The following is an 18,904-nucleotide window of genomic DNA, read 5'->3' on the forward strand; positions in this document are numbered from 1 at the left end:
ACCGTGACATTGTCCACTGTAATTATCGGACTCCATTCCATAACAACATGGCGGAGGCGTTAATGAGCGCATTCTGGACCCCGGCTTCCCAGGCTCTGGCCCCTTATCTCCACAACCGGGAACAGGCCGACAAATGCCTGCAGATTATCGCCGCATCCCTGCAACCGGGCATGAGCGAACAGGATTGTGAGCTGCTTATCCGCGACTGGCTGCGCGCCCATCAACTGTTTGATCCGGCCCGCCCGCCCAGGGTGCGTTTTGCCGGCCAGCTACCACGCCGTCGCTTTGGCCTGAACAGACCGGGAAAGCGCCGCTACCGGATCGGTATGAGCTATATACTGCGTTGCGATGCGGTGCAGAACGGCTATGTCGCCAAAGCCAGCCTCAGCGGCCCGGCCTCCGTGCTGGCACCGTTGCACGCGCAGCTGTGTGACATTCGCGAACAACTGCCGCGGACTCTCCAGCAGGGCGAAACGCCGCAACAGTTGGCCAGCCAGTTCCCCGGCCTACGCCAGCATTACCGGCTGGTGCCGCTAACCGGCACTCTGCCGGAGGGCAATCGCATCGACGAAGCGCCGCTGATCCCGGGACTGTGGCAGTGGCAACTGACCCTGAGCGATGGCCAACACAGTGTCGCCAGCAGTGAATTTCTGCTGATGGACGACCAGGGCCCGCGCTGGCTGACCGCCACCCCGGCTCACCTGCTCGACAACAGCCATAACGACAATCAAGAGGAAGCAGCCTGATGGTGCAGTGGTGCGATACAACCGTAAGCCGTGATGGCGTAGATCTGGCCGTACGCACCTGGAGTGCGGACAAGAGCCCTACAGTGATACTGGTGCACGGCTACCCGGACGCCAATCACGTCTGGGAAAAAGTCGCCGAGCGACTGAGCCGGGATTTCAAAGTGGTCGCCTATGACGTACGCGGCGCCGGCAATTCTTCCGTGCCACAAGGTCGTGCCGCCTACAAGTTACGGGAACTGCGCGACGATCTGCATGCCGTCATGGACGCGGTCAGCCCCGATGAGAAGGTCCACCTGGTGGGCCACGACTGGGGCTCCATCCAGACCTGGGAATCGGTCACCGACCCGGGTGCCGAAAACCGTATCGCCTCCTACACCACCCTGTCCGGCCCCTGCCTGGACCACGTGGGCCAGTGGATGAAAGCCCGGCTGCGCGAACAGAAAATTGGCGCCGTGCTCAACCAGCTGTCCCACTCCTGGTACATCGGCGCGTTTCAATTACCGGTACTGGCCCCGGCCCTGTGGAAAGCCGGCCTGGCCAAGGCCTGGCCGAAAGTCCTGCGCCGTACCGAAAACCTGGACAGTGAGCCCAGCGCCACCCAGTTACAGGACGGCACCCACGGCATCGAATTGTACCGGGCCAACATGTTGCCCTGTCTGCTTAAGCCACGCGAGCGGCACACCAAAGTGCCGGTGCAGCTGATTGTCGCCCGCCAGGACAACTATGTGCGCCCGGCCATGCTGGAAGACCTGTCCCAGTGGACCGATCGGTTGTGGCGCCGGGAACTGGATTGCGGTCACTGGGGCCCACTACTGCAACACCCGGACGTAACCGCCGACTGGATTCGCGAATTTATTCAGCACATCGACGGGGCCCCCGCTTCCGGTCCTCTGCAACGCAGTGAAGTCACCACCAGCCAGATAAAAGGCCCGGACAGCGGCAAGCGCGTCGTGATTACCGGCGCCGGCTCCGGCATCGGTCGGGAAACCGCCCTGGCCTTCGCCCGCCGTGGCGCCCTGGTGGTCTGCACCGATATAAACACCGAGGCCGCTGCCGCCACCGCCCGCATCATTACCGCTGAAGGCGGTGAGGCCATCAGCCGCAAGTGCGACGTGAGCAGCACCCGCTCCATGGAAGCCCTGGCCGCCTGGGTGGAAAAGGAACTGGGCGCCCCTGACATCGTGGTCAACAATGCCGGCATCGGCCTGTCCGGTTCGCTGCTGGACACCAGCGTGAAGGATTGGCAACAGGTGCTGGGCGTGAACCTGTGGGGCGTCATTCATGGCTGCCGCCTGTTCGCTCGCCAGATGATCGATCAGGGTCGCGCCGGGCACATCGTCAACGTGGCCTCCGCCGCCGCCTTCATGCCCTCGCGCATGTTGCCCGCCTATGCCACCAGCAAGAGTGCGGTGCTGATGTTCAGCGAATGCCTGCGCGCCGAACTGGGCGACCATGGCATCGGCGTCAGTGCCATCTGCCCGGGCATCATCGATACCCCCATTACTCGCAACACCCGTTTTGTGGGCGTCGACAACGAGGAACAGGAACGGCGCCGCCAGCACGCCCACACGTTCTATCAACGCCGTGCCTTTACCCCGGACCGGGTGGCCCAGGCCATCGTCGAGGCCGTGGAGAAAAACCGCGCGGTGGTACCGGTAAGCCCGGAAGCGCGGGGCATGCAATGGCTGGGACGCTTTACCCCCTCCCTGGCCCGCAATCTGGCCCAGGTGGAAATTACCCCCTGAGCCAGATGGTTCTTGTGGGAAGCGATGCCAGGCATCGCTTCCCACACACGCCAAGCTCTGTTGCTGGCGATCATCCTTCGGCCAACGACGTTTCGCTTGCAGGCAAGCTCCTGCCTCTGCATTACTACCTCTTCGCAAGTGACGACCGTCACGTTTATGTCCTAAATCACCAACTCACAACCACTGCGAGCTGTGGCGCCTGTGCAAAAAGCGGGCTATCATCGCGGGCATGAAAACCAGTGACCGCAATCCCGCCGCTATCCTGCGCAGCCTGAAGAAATATACTCAGCCTGTGACAGGCGCGCTTCAGGCCGAAGCCGGCAACCACAAGGAATTTACCATCGACGAACTGGCCCGCGAGGCCGGCTCCACGGTGCGTAACGTGCGTGCCTACCAGGACCGGGGCATTCTGCCGCCGCCGGAGAAACGCGGTCGTACCGGTATCTATACCGATGTGCATCTGGCACGCCTGAAAATCATCGGCGCCCTGCTGGAACGTGGCTACACCCTCAATAATATCCGTGACCTGCTCAGCGCCTGGGAACAGGGCCGCGAACTGAACGATGTACTCGGCCTGGAAGTGGCAGTGACCTCCTGGCAGAACCCCAGTGTGCCGTCTTACCTGGACTACCAGGAACTGCTGGATGACTTCGGCGAAGACATCACCCCGGAAGTGATGACCAAGGCGGTGAAGCTGGGCTACATCATTCCCGAAGGCATGCGCCTGCGCATTCCCTACCCGCGCATCTACAACGCGGGCAAGGAACTCAGCGAGGCCGGCGTGCCACTGGATGCGGTACTCACCCATGTCGGCCTGGTTCGCGAAGAAGTGGACAAGCTGGCAGAGCGCTTTATCGGCATGATCATCCATCACCTGGTGGACGAGAAGTACGGTGACGAAGCCCTGCCGGAAGGCGAAGACGTGCCCAAGCTGGCCGACTTCATCACCCGCATCCGCCCACTGGCCGACGCGGTAGTCAGCGACGAACTGGGCCGGGTACTGGAAAAAAGCATCAACAAGATTCTCGTCGACCGCCTCGCCAACGTGCTGGCGCATATCGAAAAGAACATCTGAAACGCAATGACAAGTTGAAAGTGTAAAGTTGCAAAGCGCGGGCACGGCATCGCAAGGCGTCACCGCCTTGCCCGCGTTTCAACTTTAAACTTTGAGCTTTCAACTCTCCTCCGCGGGCACGGCGTTACAAACCCCACCCACCTCTCCCGCGCCTTGATACTTGCAACTTGAAACTTGCTCCTCCCCCCGTGTTGCGTGAAGCGTGCCGCATGCTGCGTTTGGTAGGCTTTTCTTGCTGTTTTGTTGCCAGGGCTCCTTTCATACCCGCAGGAATGCCAATCTTGGGACGTTAGTGCGAATCAGGTTCGCCGACCAAAACAATAATGTCCCCGAGGAGAGCATCATGAAACCCGGCCTGTTACTCAGTGCCTTGCTGAGCGCCAGCCTGCTTGCCGCATGTGGCGGCGGAGGCTCCAGCAACCCGGCACCAGTCAGCAACACCCCCACACCCAGCAACCCGCCGACGCCGGAAACGCCCACTGGCCCGGAACCGCGCCCATCCAATGTCACCGCTCCCTTTGCGGATTACGGCACGGTACTGAACATCCTGCCCCCGGGTCAGGATGACATCGGCGGCGTTGCCAATCTGAGCGCAGACATTCCCGGTCTCGGGGATCTGCTCAGCACCCTGTTCGACGACCTGGTGGCAGAAACCGGTCTGGTGCCGGCCCTCAGCAAGGAGCCCCACTTCGACGATCAGCTGGGTCTCTACGATGCCCTGGTACGCAGCGAACCCGGGTTGACTGATGACCAGCTCGGCGACTACTTCAAAGCGGCCCCACTACTGGCTCCGGAAGCAGGTAACTGGGAAAGCGAGCAGACCCTGGATGCCGCCGGCTATCAGGTGGATATCAAACGCGACAACTTCGGGGTGCCACACATTTTCGGCGAGTCCCGCCGCGATGCCCTGTTCGGGGTCGGTTATGTGACCGCCGCCGACCGCCTGTTCCTGCTGGATGTGCTGCGTCGTGCCGGCCGTGGCGAGCTGTCCCGTTTTCTGGGACCGGCGGACTTCTCCTTCGATGAGGATATCGCCGTCAATGCGCCCTACCGGGAAGAGGACCGCACCACCATGATTGCCAATACCATCGCCCGTTTCGGCGATGACGGCGCCCAGGTCTTCGACGACGCCACCAACTATGTGGCCGGCCTCAACCAGTACGTGGCCGACGCCCGCAGCGGGCTGCTGCAAGTGCCGGTGGAATACGTGGCCCTGGGGGTACAACTGGAACCTTTCGTGATTGAAGACGTGGTCGCCATTGCCACCCTGATCCAGGGCATCTTCGCCGGTGGCGGCGGCAACGAGCACAACAATGTGTTGCTGTTGCAGGCCCTGGAAGCCCAGACCGGCAGCAAGGAGATCGCCTGCGATCTGTGGAAAGACCTGCGCCACGGCACCGATCCGGAATCCTCCGTGACCACCACCACATCCTTCGCCACCCAGTCACCACCGACCCTGCCGGACATCTGCCCACTCAGCGGCGAGCTGGCCGGCCAGTTCCCCGGTGCGGTGATGTTCGATGCCGGCTCCTTCCAGACCTTTGACCCGCTCAGCCATGAGCCCTGTGGCCGCCCGGGCCAGCCCGAGTGTCCCGAAGCCCTGGGCAATGTCCCCGCCCTGCCCGGCACCGGTGTGGTCGGCGGTCTGGTGGATACCGTGGGCGACCTGCTCGGCGGCATCCTGTCTCTGTCCTTCCTGGACGATGGCGGCCAGGCCCTGTCACAGCAATGGGCCAGCCTGACCCGTCAGCTGCCCGCACTGTGGACCCGCAAAGACACTCTCACCGAGCAACAGCAACAACAGGCCATGCAACGTATCGCCGCCATCGAAACCGGCATTCAGGGGCTGCGCGACGGCTTCCCCAGCGTCATGTCCAATGCCCTGCTGCTCAATGCGGAGCATTCCGCCAGCGGCCAGCCACTGGCCGTGTTCGGCCCGCAGACCAGCTACTTTGTGCCCCAGCTGCTGCTGGAAATGGCCGTCCATGGTGGCGACATCAACACCCGCGGCATGACCTTCACCGGCCTGCCCTATGTGGTCATCGGGCGTGGACCGGACTTCGCCTGGAGCGCCACCTCCGGCAGCTCCGACCTCACCGACGTACGGGTGGTGCAACGCTGTGAACCGGCCGAGCCGCCGGCCCATGGTGAAGGCGGCTACCAGGTCAACGGCCAGTGTCAGCCCTTCGATGTGATCGACGAGCAATGGGTGGCCCGCTGGAACCTGGCCTCTTCCACCGATCCGGAGGCCGTGGGTCAGAACGAAGCGGTCACTCGCCGGGTGATCCGCACCGAGGAATACGGCCCGGTGATCGGCTTTGCCACCGTGTCCGGCATGCCCGTGGCGGTGACCCGCCAGCGCAGCACCTACTTCGCCGAACTGGATACCGCCCTGCCGTTCCTGCAGGCCAGCCGCAATGACGTGCACGATGTAGAGAGCTTCTACGATGTGTTCCACAACACCACCGGCAGCTTCAACTGGTTCTATATCGACGACCGGGACATCGCCTTTTTCCACTCCGGTGATTACCCGCAACGGGCCAACGGCATCCACCCGGAACTGCCCAGCTGGGGTAACGGCCAGTACGACTGGAACGGCTTTATCCCGCAGCAGGCACACCCTCAAGCGAGCAACCCGGACCGCGGCTACCTGGCCAGCTGGAATAACCGTCCGGCCCGCGATTGGTGGGCTGCCGATGCCCATGCGCCCTATGGCTCCGCCCACCGTAACGACATCCTCGATGTGCGCCTGCAGCAACTGGTGCAGGAAGGCAGCGTGACCCGGGCGCGCATGGTGGAAGCCATGGGCAATGCCGCCACCGTGGATCTGCGCGGCCAGGAAATCGTCCCCGCCGCTCTGGCGTTGCTGGCAAGCGCGCCGGTCACCGGCGATCAGGACAGCGCCATCCGCCTGATGCAGGACTGGGTCGACAACGGTGCCCTGCGCCGGGACCGGGACGGTGACGGCAACTACGACGAGGAAGCCGCCGTGGCCCTGATGGATGCCTGGTACCCGCTGATGATCGACATCCTGCTGCCGCAGATCACCGCCGTGGAAGACGTGGACGGCCGCAACCTGTCACTGATGGGCCGGGACAACAAACCCGGTGCCGGCGGCTCCGCCTACAACAATGGCTACTACGGCTATCTGGAACGGGTGCTGGAACAGGCCGCAGGCAACAGCGCCAGCCCCTACCGGGCCCTGCGCTGCGCGGACAGCGATGACCTGGCAACCTGCCGCAGCGCGCTGGCCAGCAGCCTCAACCAGGCCATCGAGCAACTCGGCGGCATTGCCAGCATGGACAGCTGGAACGTGGACGAAAGCCAGGACCAGATCCAGCACCGCGCCATCGGCCTGGCCACGGTCCCCGCCATCCACTGGCAAAACCGCCCCACCTTCCAGCAGGCGGTGGAGTTCACCGGGCACCGGTAAGCCCCCTCTGTAGGAGCCATGCTTGCATGGCGAACCTGCTCGCGATAGCCCATCCCCAGGGCTATTCGCCATGCGAGCATGGCTCCTACAATTCTTTATAAGCCGCCCTTATTCCCCCCCATCCACCCCATGCATTTGTCTAATCCCCCCAACGGCGTTAGCGTCTCCTACACATAAAAAACAGATTTCCGGGAGAGCACCACATGCGCGCGATTTTGTGCAAGGAACTGGGGCCGGCGAACACGCTGGTCATCGACGACATCCCTTCCCCTGAGCCGGGCAAGGGCCAGGTGAAGGTACGGGTAAAGGCCGCCGGGCTGAATTTCCCCGACACCCTGATCATCGAAGGCAAATACCAGATCAAGCCGGAGCTGCCGTTTTCACCGGGTGGCGAAATGGCCGGTGAAGTGCTGGCCGTGGGCGACGGCGTTCAGCGTTTCAAACCCGGCCAGCGGGTCATGGGCCTGACCGGCTACGGCGCCTTCGCGGAAGAAATTCTGGTGCCGGAAAACCAGCTGATTCCGGTGCCGGATGGTATGAATGACCACACTGCCGCCGCCTTCTCCATGGTCTACGGCACCAGCTACCACGCCCTCAAGCAGCGCGCCAACATCCAGCCTGGGGAAACCCTGCTGGTACTGGGTGCCAGCGGCGGCGTGGGCCTGGCGGCCGTGGAACTGGGCAAGGCCATGGGCGCCACCGTGATCGCCGCCGCCAGCAGCGCCGAGAAACTGGAAGTGGCCAAGGAAGCCGGCGCCGATGACCTGATCAACTACGCCGACGAGGATCTCAAGGACGCGCTCAAGCAGCGTTACCCGAAGGGCGTGGACGTGATCTACGACCCGGTGGGCGACAGGTTTACCGAAGCGGCCATCCGCAATATGGCCTGGAACGGGCGCCTGCTGATTGTCGGCTTCGCCGCCGGCGACATTCCTAAAATCCCCGCCAACCTGGCGCTGCTGAAAGGCTGCTCCATCATCGGCGTGTTCTGGGGTGCCTTCACCCAGAAGGAACCACAAACCAACATCCAGAACATCATGGAACTGATGCAGCTGTTCAATCAGGGCAAGATCAACCCGCGCATTAGCCAGGTGTTCCCGTTCGAGGAGTACGAGCAGGCCCTGGCCGCGCTCACCTCACGTACCGCCAAAGGCAAAGTGGTACTGGATATTGCCGGCGCCTGATACGCCCCGCCTGCACTTGTAGGAGCGATGGTTCCACCGCGATTGTCATCCCCGATAATCGCGGCGGCGCCAGCGCATTTTCTGCGCTCTACCCCTTCGCCGCACCCTGCATACATTAACGCCACCAACCCGGTGATACAGCCCCGCCTTACCTTGTATATAGTGGAACCTCGCAATGGCAAGGAGGCAGGAATGACCACACCGCTGGTACTGGTAATCAACTGTGGCAGCTCGTCCATCAAGTTCGCCCTGGTGGATGAAGACAGCAGCGAGTTTCCCCTGGAAGGGCTGGCAGAAAGACTGAACAGCCCCGAGGCGGTACTGCGCTGGGAGCAGGATGGCGAGCAACAGGAAGAGCCGCTGGCAGACGCGGATCACCGCCAGGCCCTGGAAGCCCTGCTGCCCCGGGTGCAGGCCTACGCCGGGGACCGGCTGGCCGCCATTGGCCACCGAGTGGTCCACGGCGGCGAGCAGTTCACCGCGGCCGGGTTACTGAATGAGGACGCCCTGGCAGCGATCCGTGCCGCCAGCCCGTTGGCGCCCCTGCATAACCCGGCCAACCTGCTGGGCATCGACGCCGCCCAGGCCCTGTTTGCCGACCTGCCCCAGGTGGCCGTGTTCGATACCGCCTTTCACCAGAGCTTGCCCGAACACGCCTACCGCTATGCGCTGCCCATCGAGTTGTATCAGCAACAGCGCATTCGTCGTTATGGCTTCCATGGCACCAGCCATTGCTATGTGACCCGACGGGCTGCGAGCCTCACCGGGTTACCGGTGGACACCAGTGGCTGGCTGTCCGCCCACCTGGGCAACGGCTGCTCCAGTTGCGCCGTGCAGGATGGCCACAGCCGCGACACCAGCATGGGCTTCACGCCGCTGGAAGGGCTGGTGATGGGTACCCGCAGTGGCGATGTGGACCCCAGCCTGCACGCTTTTCTGGAACGGGAACGGGGCTGGTCCGCCCAACACACCGATCAGGTGCTGAGCCGGGAGAGCGGCTTGCTGGGCCTGTCCGGGCTGTCCAACGACATGCGCACCCTTGAGCAGGCCAGCAGCGAAGGCCATGAGGGCGCCACCCTGGCCATTGAGGTGTTCTGCTATCGGCTGGCCAAATCCCTGGCCGGCCAGGCCTGTGCCCTGACCCGGCTGGACGGCCTGATCTTCACCGGCGGCATTGGCGAAAATTCAGCCCTGGTGCGCGCCAAGACCGTGGCCCATCTGGGGCTCATGGGGCTGGCCATCAACGACGATGCCAACCGTGCCTGCGTGGGCGGCAACAGCGGCGAAATCCAGGCCGACAACAGCCCCCGCATTCTGGTGGTGCCCACCAACGAGGAACGCCAGATCGCCCTGGAAACCCTGGCCGCCATCGGCGCCGAAAAGGAGAGGTAGGGGGCTGTTAACGCTTCATTCTCGCCTCTGTTGCGTCTAAAAAAGCGCCAATCTAGGCACGAGGAGAGATGTTTGTTACTCCAAATGAACGAATCGTAACAACGAGTGGCGCTTTTTTAGACGCAACCCGAAGGGCTGGGCTCCTTTTCCCGCCCAGCTGCGTTGGCGGTCGTTCACATAGAAAAACTATGCCACACTCCCTTCGCCTTGCCGGGCGAAAAAATGAACTCCAGCAGAGGCGAGAATGAAGCGTCAACAGCCCCCAATGCAGATCTACTTTATTGCCCCCACCGGCTTCGGCGTAGGGCTCACCTCCACCAGCCTGGGGCTGCTGCGGGCCCTGGAACAGGGCGGCCTGAAGATCGGCTTCTGCAAGCCCATCGCCCAGCACCACCCCGGCGACACCGGCCCGGAACAATCCAGTGAACTGATCACCCGCACCTTCTCCATCGAACCGCCCGCACCCATGCCCCTGGAGCAGACGGAAAAGTACCTCGGCGACGGCCAGCTCGACGACCTGCTGGAGCAGATCGTGCAGCGCTTTCATCAGGCCGCCGAAGGCAAGGACGTGATGGTAGTGGAAGGCATGGTGCCCACCCGCACGGTGAGTTATGCCGCTCGCCTGAACGCGGCACTGGCCAGCAGCCTGGGGGCGGACGTGATTCTGGTGGCGGCGCCGGAAGACGGCAACGTGTCTGCCCTGGCCGACAGCCTGGAAATTCACTGCCGCCAGTTCGGCGGCAGTCGCAACGACAAAGTGCTGGGGGTGGTGCTCAACAAGGTCCATGACGACAGCCTGCCAGAGCAACTCAAGCAGCAATTTCCGGCCCTGGAGAAAGGCGACCTACGCCTGCTCGGCTGCGTGCCCTGGCAGGAAGAACTGAATGCGCCGCGCACCCGCGACGTGGCCAAGCTGCTCGGCGCCAACGTGTTGCACGCCGGCGATGACGAGCACCGGCGCATGGAGAAAATCGTACTCTGCGCCCGCGCCCTGCCCAATACCGTAGAGCTGTTCCAGCCACGGGTGCTGGTGGTGACCCCCGGCGACCGGGACGACATCATCGTTGCCGCCAGCCTGGCCGCCAGCAACGGCGTGCCCCTGGCCGGGCTGTTGCTGTGCACCGGCTTCCAGCCGGACCCGCGGGTAATGCGTCTGTGCCAGAGTGCCCTGGATGCGGGCCTGCCGGTGATGACGGTCGACACCGGTTCCTATGAAACCGCTACCAACCTGAATCGCATGAACCGGGAAATCCCGGTGGACGACAGCGAGCGGGTGGAAAAGGTAACCAACTTTGTGGCCAGCCATCTGGATCATGAATGGTTGCGCGAGCGCTGCGGCAGCCCCCGCGAGCTGACCCTGTCACCGCCGGCCTTTCGCTACCGCATGGTGCAACGGGCCCGCGAAGCCAACAAGCGCATCGTACTGCCGGAAGGCAGCGAACCGCGCACTATCGAGGCAGCGGCCATCTGTCAGGAACGGGGCATTGCCCGCTGCGTACTGCTGGCCAAACGGGAAGCGGTGGAATCCGTGGCTCGCACCCAGGGCATCACCCTGCCGGAAGGCCTGGAAATTCTCGACCCGGACAGCATTCGCGAACAGTACGTGGAACCCATGGTGGAACTGCGCCGTAACAAGGGCCTCAACGCCCCCATGGCCCGCGCCCAGCTGGAAGATACCGTGGTGCTGGGCACCATGATGCTGGCCCTGGACGAAGTGGACGGTCTGGTATCCGGCGCCATCAACACCACCGCCAACACCATCCGCCCGGCCCTGCAGCTGATCAAGACCGCCCCGGAATACAACCTGGTATCGTCGATCTTCTTCATGCTGCTGCCGGAGCAGGTGCTGGTCTACGGGGACTGTGCGGTAAACCCGGACCCGGACGCTGAGCAGCTGGCGGAAATCGCCCGGCAGAGCGCCGCCTCGGCAAAAGCCTTCGGCATCACCCCGCGGGTGGCCATGCTCAGCTACTCCACCGGCGATTCCGGCACCGGCAACGATGTGGTGAAGGTGCGCGACGCCACCCGCCTGGCCCGCGAGGCCAACCCGGATCTGTTACTGGATGGCCCGCTGCAGTACGACGCCGCGGCCATCGACAGCGTGGGCAAGGCCAAGGCCCCGGACAGCCCGGTGGCCGGCCGCGCCACCGTGTTCATCTTCCCGGACCTGAACACCGGTAACACCACCTACAAGGCGGTACAGCGCAGCGCCAACTGCATCAGCGTGGGGCCCATGCTGCAGGGGCTGCGTAAACCGGTGAACGACCTGTCCCGCGGTGCCCTGGTGGACGACATCGTCTACACCATCGCCCTCACCGCCATCCAGGCGGCGGACCTGTGAGGAGCGCAGAGTTTCAAGTTGCAAGTAACAAGTTTCAACGCGGGCACGGCATCAACGACGGATGAGTTTGTGCCCGCGATTCAACCTGAGCGCGGGCACGGAACCTAAAACCCTTCGGCCCAGGCCCGCGCCTTGAAACTTTCAACTTGTAACTTGCAACTGCTCTTATCGGCCACTCTGATCAATCACCACACCCGGTGCCCCGACCTGAAACAATTCACGCAGGTCGTCGGGCACCGGTGTCTTTTCAAACGGTTCGTTGGTCATCATCACGTACACCGCTTGCGAATACGCAATGGCGCGGTCATCGTCAGCATGGCGGATTTCCGCTTCCAGGGTGAAGGAGGTGTTGCCCAGTTGCTTCACTGACACGAACACGTTCAGCACATCGTCGAAACGCGCCGAGGATTGCCACTCTATGGTCAGCTTCACCGCCTGATTATCCAACCCTCGTGCCTGCAACTGGCTGTACTCGCACCCCAGAGCACGCATGAATTCCTTAATGGCGAGGTCCACATAATCCGCGTAACGGGCATTGAAAACCACTTGCTGGCCATCGCATTCTTGATAGCGAACCCGAAAGCGGAAACAGAACGGCTGGGGCATAACACTCTCCAAAAATTTTAATGCAGGCCTGCACGAAGCTTACTGTAGGAGCTATGCTTGCATGGCGAACAGCCCGCCCTTCGCCATGCAAGCATAGCTCCTACAGCGGAAATAAAATGGTCTTTGGCCCTGTTCGAGCAGGCCACGTCTACAGCATCCGCTCAATGAGCAATAGCGACAGAAATCATGCCAGCAGGCGCCGCCATACCGTCACATCGGGTTCGTTGTGATGCACTACCGAACGACCATCATGGCCATCGCCGGCCCAGGTCAATTTCTCCGCCCTATGTCCACCCATAGCGATTTCCGGGACCAGCTTTTCTTCGATAAAGGCACCTACCTGCTGGCCCACTACGTCAGACGCCGCATAGTAGCTTATTTCGGTATTCAGGTGCTCCGAGCGAGAATCGATATTGAACGCGCCCACCAATATCTCGCGGTGATGCAGGGCGAGGGCTTTGGCTTTCAGTACGTGCCGCCCCCCCTCGCCCATAGTCCGATTGGTAACCAATGAGTCCTGCGAAACACCAAGAGCCTGGCGTAGTGAGGATTAGCCTAAGGCGTAATCCTGCTTAGTTACGGGCGCCCACTCTGATCAATCACCACCCCCGGCGCTCCGGTCTGCAGCAACTCGCGAAATTCGTCGGGCACCGGGGTTTTTGCGAACGGTTCCGTGGTCATCATCACGTACACCGTTTCCGCACGGGCGATAGCTCGTCCTTCGTCCGCATGGCGGATATCCGCTTCCAGAGTGAACGAGGTATTACCCAGATGCTGGAGTGACACGAACACGTCCAGCACATCGTCAAAGCGTGCCGAGGATTGCCATTCGGTGGTCAACTTCACCACCTGATTATCCAGCCCCTGCGCCAGCAACTGGTTGTAGTCACAACCCATGGCGCGCATGAACTCGGTCATGGCGAGATCCACGTAATCGCCGTAACGAGCATTGAAAACCACCTGCTGGGCATCGCATTCGTTGTAACGAACCCGAAAGCGAAAACAGAACGGCTGGGACATAACTCTCTCCAAAACGTTTTAATGCAGGGCGGGCCGAAGCTCACTGTAGGAGCTATGCTTGCATGGCGAACAACGTACCATTCGCCATACAAGCATAGCTCCTACAGTGAAAATAAAATGGCCATTGGCGCTGCTTGAGCATGCCGCGCCTACAACATCCGCTCAATGGGCAATAGCGACAGTAACCATGCCAGCATCCGCCGCCATACCGTCACGCCGGGTTCGTTGTGAAGCACTAGTGGACGACCGTCATGGCCATCACCGGCCCAGGTCAGTTTGCCCTGCTCTTTGTCGACTCGATAACTGTTTTCCGGCGCCAGCCCCTCTTCGATAAAGGCTGCTACCTGCTGGCCCAGTTCCGCAGACGCCACGTAGTAGCCCATCTCGGTATTCAGATGCACCGAACGTGGATCGATATTGAATGAGCCCACGAACACTTCTCGCCGATCCAGCACCATGGCTTTGGTGTGCAGACTGGCCCGGGAGCGCCCCTTGAATAACCGCACCTGCCGATGCAGGGCCCGAGCGTTGGGCGCCAATTCATGCAGCTCCACCCCGGCTTCCAGCAAACCATCGCGATAACGGGCATAGGCACCGTGGGCCGCAATCACATCATTGGTGGCCAGGCTGTTGGTGAGCACCGCCGCGCGACCTCCCCGCTGTTTCATTTCTGCCAGTTCCGCCACAAAGGCATCACCGGGAATAAAATAGCTGGCCTCCATCAGCAGCTCCTGATGATCATCCCGGGCCAGCAGGTGGGCGAGCTGGTCGCCCATCAGGGTCTGCTTGACCCCGGTCGCCTTGTCGGGACTATCGAACAGCAATACCGCATGGGCCTGTACACACTGGCGATCCTGCCCTGCCAGGTAGTCGGTGAAGAACGCTTCGTGCTGAGGAAACAGGTAGGGGTAATTTTTCAGGGACCGGCGCCATTGTCGCAGCCACTGCCAGACACGCTCCGCCGCCGCCTCCCGATAACGACGCAGGGTCTTCATGGGCATGGCCAGCGGGCTGTCCCAGTAGCAGTCAAACGCCGCCTGGGTATCGGCGACGATGGGGCCGCGGGCGTACAGGTCCAGATCGCGAAAGTTGGTGGACGCATTCACGCCGAAATAGTGATCGGCGATATTGCGGCCGCCTACCAGCGCCCGTTCACCATCCACGATCCAGGCCTTGTTGTGCATGCGGTGATTCAGCAGCGGCATGTGATGAAGCCATTGCAGGACATGCTTGTAACGCCCATGAAAAGCGTTGAACAGGCGCACCTCGATATTGGGGTGGGCATCCAGCGCCGCCCACTTTACGTCCCGGCCCAACTGGTTGGCGTGATCCAGCAGCATGCGCACTTTCACGCCCCGGCGTGCCGCCTCCAGCACCCGGTAAATCAGCAGCTTGCCGGTGGTGTCGTCATCCCAGATGTAGTACTGCACATCCAGCGTCCGCCGGGCCAGGCGGGCCAGCGTGATCCGCAGGGTAAAGGCCTGCTCGCTGTCAGCCACCAGCGACAGGGACGACAGCGCCATTGCCGTAGCCCCGGCGCTCATGCCGGCTCCTGGAAACGGTGTGATAGGGAAATGACTGACGCTCCTGCAACCTTGTGACAACCCGACCCATGAGCGGCGTTGCCGTTTTCGTTGTCCTGCAAGGTAGCAGAAGCCAACCCCTAACTGAATCAGTCGAACTGGGACACATTACGACTCCGCGCCGGCGGCTGGTCATTTCGTATCCGTAGAAAGCTGGCAAAGCGCGGCAGGCCGTTGGCGGTGAGCCCGAAGAATTTGTAGGTCACGGTGCTGCCCACGGGCGGCGGGTCCGCCCGCTCGTTATCGCTGAGGCCACTGCCCAGCTTGAAACGTCGACCGTCCCCGGTCTCCACCACCAGTGCGCCCACCTGACCCTGGTATTTGCCTTTCCCGTCGCTGTAATCCACCACCGTTGCTTCCGCATCCTGAAAGGTTTTCACCTTGAGCAGTGCCGCCGTGCGGCCGGCTTTGTAGAAGCTGTCACCGTGATGCAGCATCAACCCTTCACCCCCGACCGCCAGCACCCGGTCCAGGCGCGCCAGCAGGGCACCGTGGTCCGTGGCTGGTCGTTGTTCTACCAGGGCCAGGTGATAGGAAGAGGTCTTGCCCACCAGCTCACGCATCCTTTTCACCCGTTCACTGAATGGCACGCCGCTGGCCGGCAGGTCGAACACCATAAAGCGGATCTGCCGCCATTCTTGCGCCTTTGGTTGCAGCCGTCGCACCGCTGCCGACACCTGGGCAAACCGGCCACGGCCCATCCACAGCTCTCCGTCCAGGGGCTGCGCGGGAAAATCGCGCAGGAACCAGTCCGGCGCGGCGATAATATTGCCGCCCCGGGACAGCAACTGCTGCCCGTCCCAGTAGGCCCGCACCCCATCCAGCTTTTCGCTGACCCAGTAGCCCTGCAGATCCATACCCGCCTGATACACCCTGGCCAGCTGCAAAGGGGGCTCGCTGGCCCGGGCCACGGCCACCAGCAGGCACATGAGCACCATCAGGCCAACCCGCAGACATCCTTGTCTTACCGGTATTTTCACGGTCTTCTCCCTTTATTCTCGCTCGCGGTCCCAGACTGTGCCTGAAGGAGAGGCCCGGCTCTGTGCGCCATCGCAGCGCCAGTGCGTAAGAAATCACCGGTTTTGCAACAAATCCGTTTGCCGGGCATCCAATCTTCAGGAGGTAACAACTATGCGCACACTATTATTTCTGGCGGCTCTTACATTGAGCGCCCCTGTACTCGCCGCCGAGGCCTACTTTGCTGGCGGCTGTTTCTGGTGTACCGAATCGGATTTTGAAGAGCTGGATGGCGTCAGCGAAGCCATTAGCGGCTTTGCCGGGGGCGACGAGAAGAATCCCAGCTACGAGGATGTGGCCCATGGCCGCACCGGCCATACGGAAGTGGTAAAAGTCATTTATGACCCGGCGGTGGTGAGCTATGACAACCTGCTCACCTGGTTCTGGCAGCACGTGGACCCCACCGACCCCAACGGCCAGTTCGTGGATCGCGGCCAGCAATACCGCAGCGCCATTTTCTATCAGACCGAGGCAGAGAAAACCGCCGCCCTGGCCTCGCGTAAAGCCCTGGAGGAAAGCGGGCGCTTCGACAAACCGGTGATCACCGAGATTACCGAGCTGGACACCTTCTACCCGGCGGAGGATTACCATCAGGATTACTACAAGACCCACAGCCTGAAGTACAAGTACTACCGCTATCGCTCCGGTCGCGACCAGTTTCTGCAGGAACACTGGGACGACCCGAAGCATCGCCCCTGGCTCACCGACCAGGTGACTCTGCGCTGGCAGGGGGCGGATCAGTTCCAGCGCCCCAGCGATGAGGTACTGAAAAAATCCCTACCCAAGCTGGTCTACCAGGTGACCCGGGAAGACGCCACCGAACGGGCCTTCCAGAATGAATACTTCGACCATAAAGGCGAGGGTATCTATGTGGATGTGATCAGCGGCGAACCGTTGTTTTCTTCCACGGATAAATACAAATCCGGCACCGGCTGGCCCAGCTTTACCCAGCCTATCGACAAGGCATTCGTAACGCTGGAGGAAGACAACAAGCTGTGGGCCACCCGCACGGAAGTGCGCAGCCGCTACGCGGATTCCCACCTGGGCCATGTGTTCAGCGACGGCCCGGAGCCCACTGGCCAGCGCTGGTGCATGAACTCCGCCGCGCTACGTTTTGTGCCCAAGGCCGAGATGGAAAAACAGGGTTACGGGGAGTATTTATCCCTGTTTGAGTGAGGGCAGCCGTGGCCGGTTGATGACAATGGCGATCACCCCGGCCACCGCCAGCGCCCAGCAGTAATGAATGGCACCGATCAGCGCCAGCGGCGACAGCCCGGCAATGGAACAGGCCAGCAACACCTGGGCGCCGTAGGGAATCAGCCCCTGCACCACGCAGGAAAAGATATCCAGCACACTGGCGGAACGGCGCAGATCCACGCCATAGTCTTCGGCGATATCTCTGGCCATTTCCCCGGTGAGCACGATGGCCACGGTGTTGTTGGCCACGAACACATTGGCCACCACCACCAGCAAGGCAATACCCACTTCCCCGGCCCGTTGCAGCGGCAGTTTCAGCCAGCGGGTCAGGCCGTGTATCCGTTCGATCAACCAGCGGGTGCCGCCCTGGTCAGTCATCAGTTGCGATAGGCCACCGATCAGCATGGACAGCAGCATGATCTCGAACATGCTTTCGAAACCGCTGTAGACCGCCCCGTTCACCTGGGCCAGCCCATAGTCCGCCCCCTGCACCATGCCGGTGACCCCGGCCACGGCGATGCCGATGATCAGCACCGCCAATACATTCAGCCCACTCAGGGCCAGGGCAAAGACCAGCAGATACGGCAACACCAGCCAGGGCTGCAACGGCTCCGCCTGCACCTGATGATCACCGCCACCCAGCAACACCAGCACCGCCACGGTCACCAGCGCCGCCGGCAGGGCAATCCAGATATTCACACGGAACTTGTCCTTCAACGAGACACCCTGGCTGCGGGTGGCGGCAATGGTGGTATCGGAAATCATCGACAGGTTGTCGCCGAACATGGCGCCACCCACCACGGCCCCCACGGCCAGCGGCAAGGGCAGCCCGGTGGCCTGGGCAAACCCGGCGGCAATCGGCGCGGTGGCAGCGACAGTCCCCATGGAGGTGCCCATGGCCGTGGCAATAAAACCGGCAATCAGAAACAGGGCGGGCAGCACCCAATCAGAGGGAATAATGCGCAGACCCAACTGTACCGTCGCATCCACACTACCGATGCTGTCGCTGACACTGGCAAAGGCCCCCGCCAGCAGGAACACCAGGCACATGAGGATGATATTGGGGTGGCCGATCCCCGCCAGCAGGCGTTCCACACTGCGGCTCAATGCCTGCCGCGCCAGCACACAGGCCAGCACGATCGCCGCCATGGCCACCACCGGCGCCTTGATCTGGTAAAAGGCGAACTCGGTGCCCTGCAGGCTGTAGTAGATCCCGCTACCGAAAAACACCGCCATAAAGAACAGCAGCGGCAACAAAGGCCAGGCGCGGGCAGGAGCGTGGGTCATGGATCAGTCCGGATCAGCGGTAATTTCGAACAGTGTAGAGATTCCCGGCCAGGGGCGGTACCTGCGCCCCTGTAGGAGCTTGCCTGCAAGCGAAAGCCGGAGGGTGTCTCGGTGTTATCTACAAAGCCGCTGTAGGAGCTCCGCTTGAGGGGCGAACCGAGCGCCAGCGAGGCAACAGAAATCCAGGCGACGGCCATCCTTTCTGAAACCTGTCGAGGCATTAACCCCCTGATCGCCCTGCGGTCGATTCCGCGTTAACACGCGGTTCGCGGCTCAAG

The 18,904-nt window shown here is 62.1% G+C and carries 14 protein-coding genes; 8 read left to right on the forward strand and 6 right to left on the reverse strand.

Going from position 1 to position 18,904, the window contains the following annotated elements:
• Positions 1-62: 62 nt before the first annotated feature.
• The 7 genes from ACMG4M_RS00585 (at position 63) to pta (ending at position 11,916) form a co-directional block, all read left to right on the forward strand.
• The gene (locus ACMG4M_RS00585) at positions 63-746 is read left to right on the forward strand and encodes a hypothetical protein (RefSeq protein ID WP_414430513.1); all 684 of its coding nucleotides are present in this window, start codon (positions 63-65) and stop codon (positions 744-746) included.
• Complete coding sequence (locus ACMG4M_RS00590; RefSeq protein ID WP_035245597.1) at positions 746-2,491, forward strand: SDR family oxidoreductase; 1,746 nt, start codon at positions 746-748, stop codon at positions 2,489-2,491. Before ACMG4M_RS00585 ends, ACMG4M_RS00590 begins: the two co-directional genes overlap by 1 nt.
• A gap of 229 nt (positions 2,492-2,720) precedes the next feature.
• Complete coding sequence (locus ACMG4M_RS00595; RefSeq protein ID WP_035245599.1) at positions 2,721-3,566, forward strand: MerR family transcriptional regulator; 846 nt, start codon at positions 2,721-2,723, stop codon at positions 3,564-3,566.
• Between the two features lie 343 nt (positions 3,567-3,909).
• Positions 3,910-6,999, forward strand: coding sequence for a penicillin acylase family protein (locus tag ACMG4M_RS00600; RefSeq protein ID WP_414430514.1), 3,090 nt, complete (start codon positions 3,910-3,912; stop codon positions 6,997-6,999).
• 203 nt (positions 7,000-7,202) lie between these two features.
• A complete protein-coding gene (locus ACMG4M_RS00605; protein WP_335625948.1) occupies positions 7,203-8,183 on the forward strand; it encodes an NADPH:quinone oxidoreductase family protein in 981 nt (326 codons plus the stop codon).
• A gap of 192 nt (positions 8,184-8,375) precedes the next feature.
• Positions 8,376-9,575 carry an acetate kinase gene (locus tag ACMG4M_RS00610; protein ID WP_035245602.1) on the forward strand — a complete coding sequence of 400 codons (1,200 nt, stop codon included), beginning with the start codon at positions 8,376-8,378 and terminating at the stop codon, positions 9,573-9,575.
• A 244-nt stretch (positions 9,576-9,819) separates the two neighbouring features.
• A complete protein-coding gene (gene pta, locus ACMG4M_RS00615; protein ID WP_232222013.1) occupies positions 9,820-11,916 on the forward strand; it encodes a phosphate acetyltransferase in 2,097 nt (698 codons plus the stop codon).
• A gap of 165 nt (positions 11,917-12,081) precedes the next feature.
• Here pta and ACMG4M_RS00620 read toward each other — a convergent pair whose 3' ends face one another.
• The 5 genes from ACMG4M_RS00620 to ACMG4M_RS00640 all read right to left on the reverse strand — a co-directional run bounded on the left by ACMG4M_RS00620 (position 12,082) and on the right by ACMG4M_RS00640 (position 16,105).
• Positions 12,082-12,522: an acyl-CoA thioesterase gene (locus ACMG4M_RS00620; RefSeq protein ID WP_035245604.1), complete on the reverse strand. Its 441-nt coding sequence runs from the start codon at positions 12,520-12,522 to the stop codon at positions 12,082-12,084.
• Positions 12,523-12,706: 184 nt separating this feature from the next.
• Complete coding sequence (locus tag ACMG4M_RS00625) at positions 12,707-13,033, reverse strand: hypothetical protein (protein ID WP_414430515.1); 327 nt, start codon at positions 13,031-13,033, stop codon at positions 12,707-12,709.
• A 65-nt stretch (positions 13,034-13,098) separates the two neighbouring features.
• On the reverse strand, positions 13,099-13,542 hold the full coding sequence (locus ACMG4M_RS00630; protein WP_272963045.1) for an acyl-CoA thioesterase: 444 nt from the start codon (positions 13,540-13,542) through the stop codon (positions 13,099-13,101).
• 149 nt (positions 13,543-13,691) lie between these two features.
• Positions 13,692-15,086, reverse strand: coding sequence for a phospholipase D family protein (locus tag ACMG4M_RS00635; RefSeq protein WP_414430516.1), 1,395 nt, complete (start codon positions 15,084-15,086; stop codon positions 13,692-13,694).
• Positions 15,087-15,214: 128 nt separating this feature from the next.
• Complete coding sequence (locus ACMG4M_RS00640; RefSeq protein ID WP_414430517.1) at positions 15,215-16,105, reverse strand: DNA ligase; 891 nt, start codon at positions 16,103-16,105, stop codon at positions 15,215-15,217.
• 151 nt (positions 16,106-16,256) lie between these two features.
• Between ACMG4M_RS00640 and msrB the strand changes: the two genes are divergently transcribed.
• Positions 16,257-17,318, forward strand: coding sequence for a peptide-methionine (R)-S-oxide reductase MsrB (gene msrB, locus ACMG4M_RS00645; RefSeq protein ID WP_414430518.1), 1,062 nt, complete (start codon positions 16,257-16,259; stop codon positions 17,316-17,318).
• Here the strand turns inward: msrB and ACMG4M_RS00650 are convergent.
• On the reverse strand, positions 17,301-18,626 hold the full coding sequence (locus tag ACMG4M_RS00650; RefSeq protein ID WP_414430519.1) for a Na+/H+ antiporter NhaC family protein: 1,326 nt from the start codon (positions 18,624-18,626) through the stop codon (positions 17,301-17,303). The two genes, msrB and ACMG4M_RS00650, sit on opposite strands and share 18 nt — an antisense overlap.
• Positions 18,627-18,904 lie beyond the last annotated feature (278 nt).

It is taken from the genome of Alcanivorax sp. IL3, assembly GCF_047495465.1.
GTDB classification, from domain to species: Bacteria; Pseudomonadota; Gammaproteobacteria; order Pseudomonadales; family Alcanivoracaceae; genus Alcanivorax; species Alcanivorax jadensis.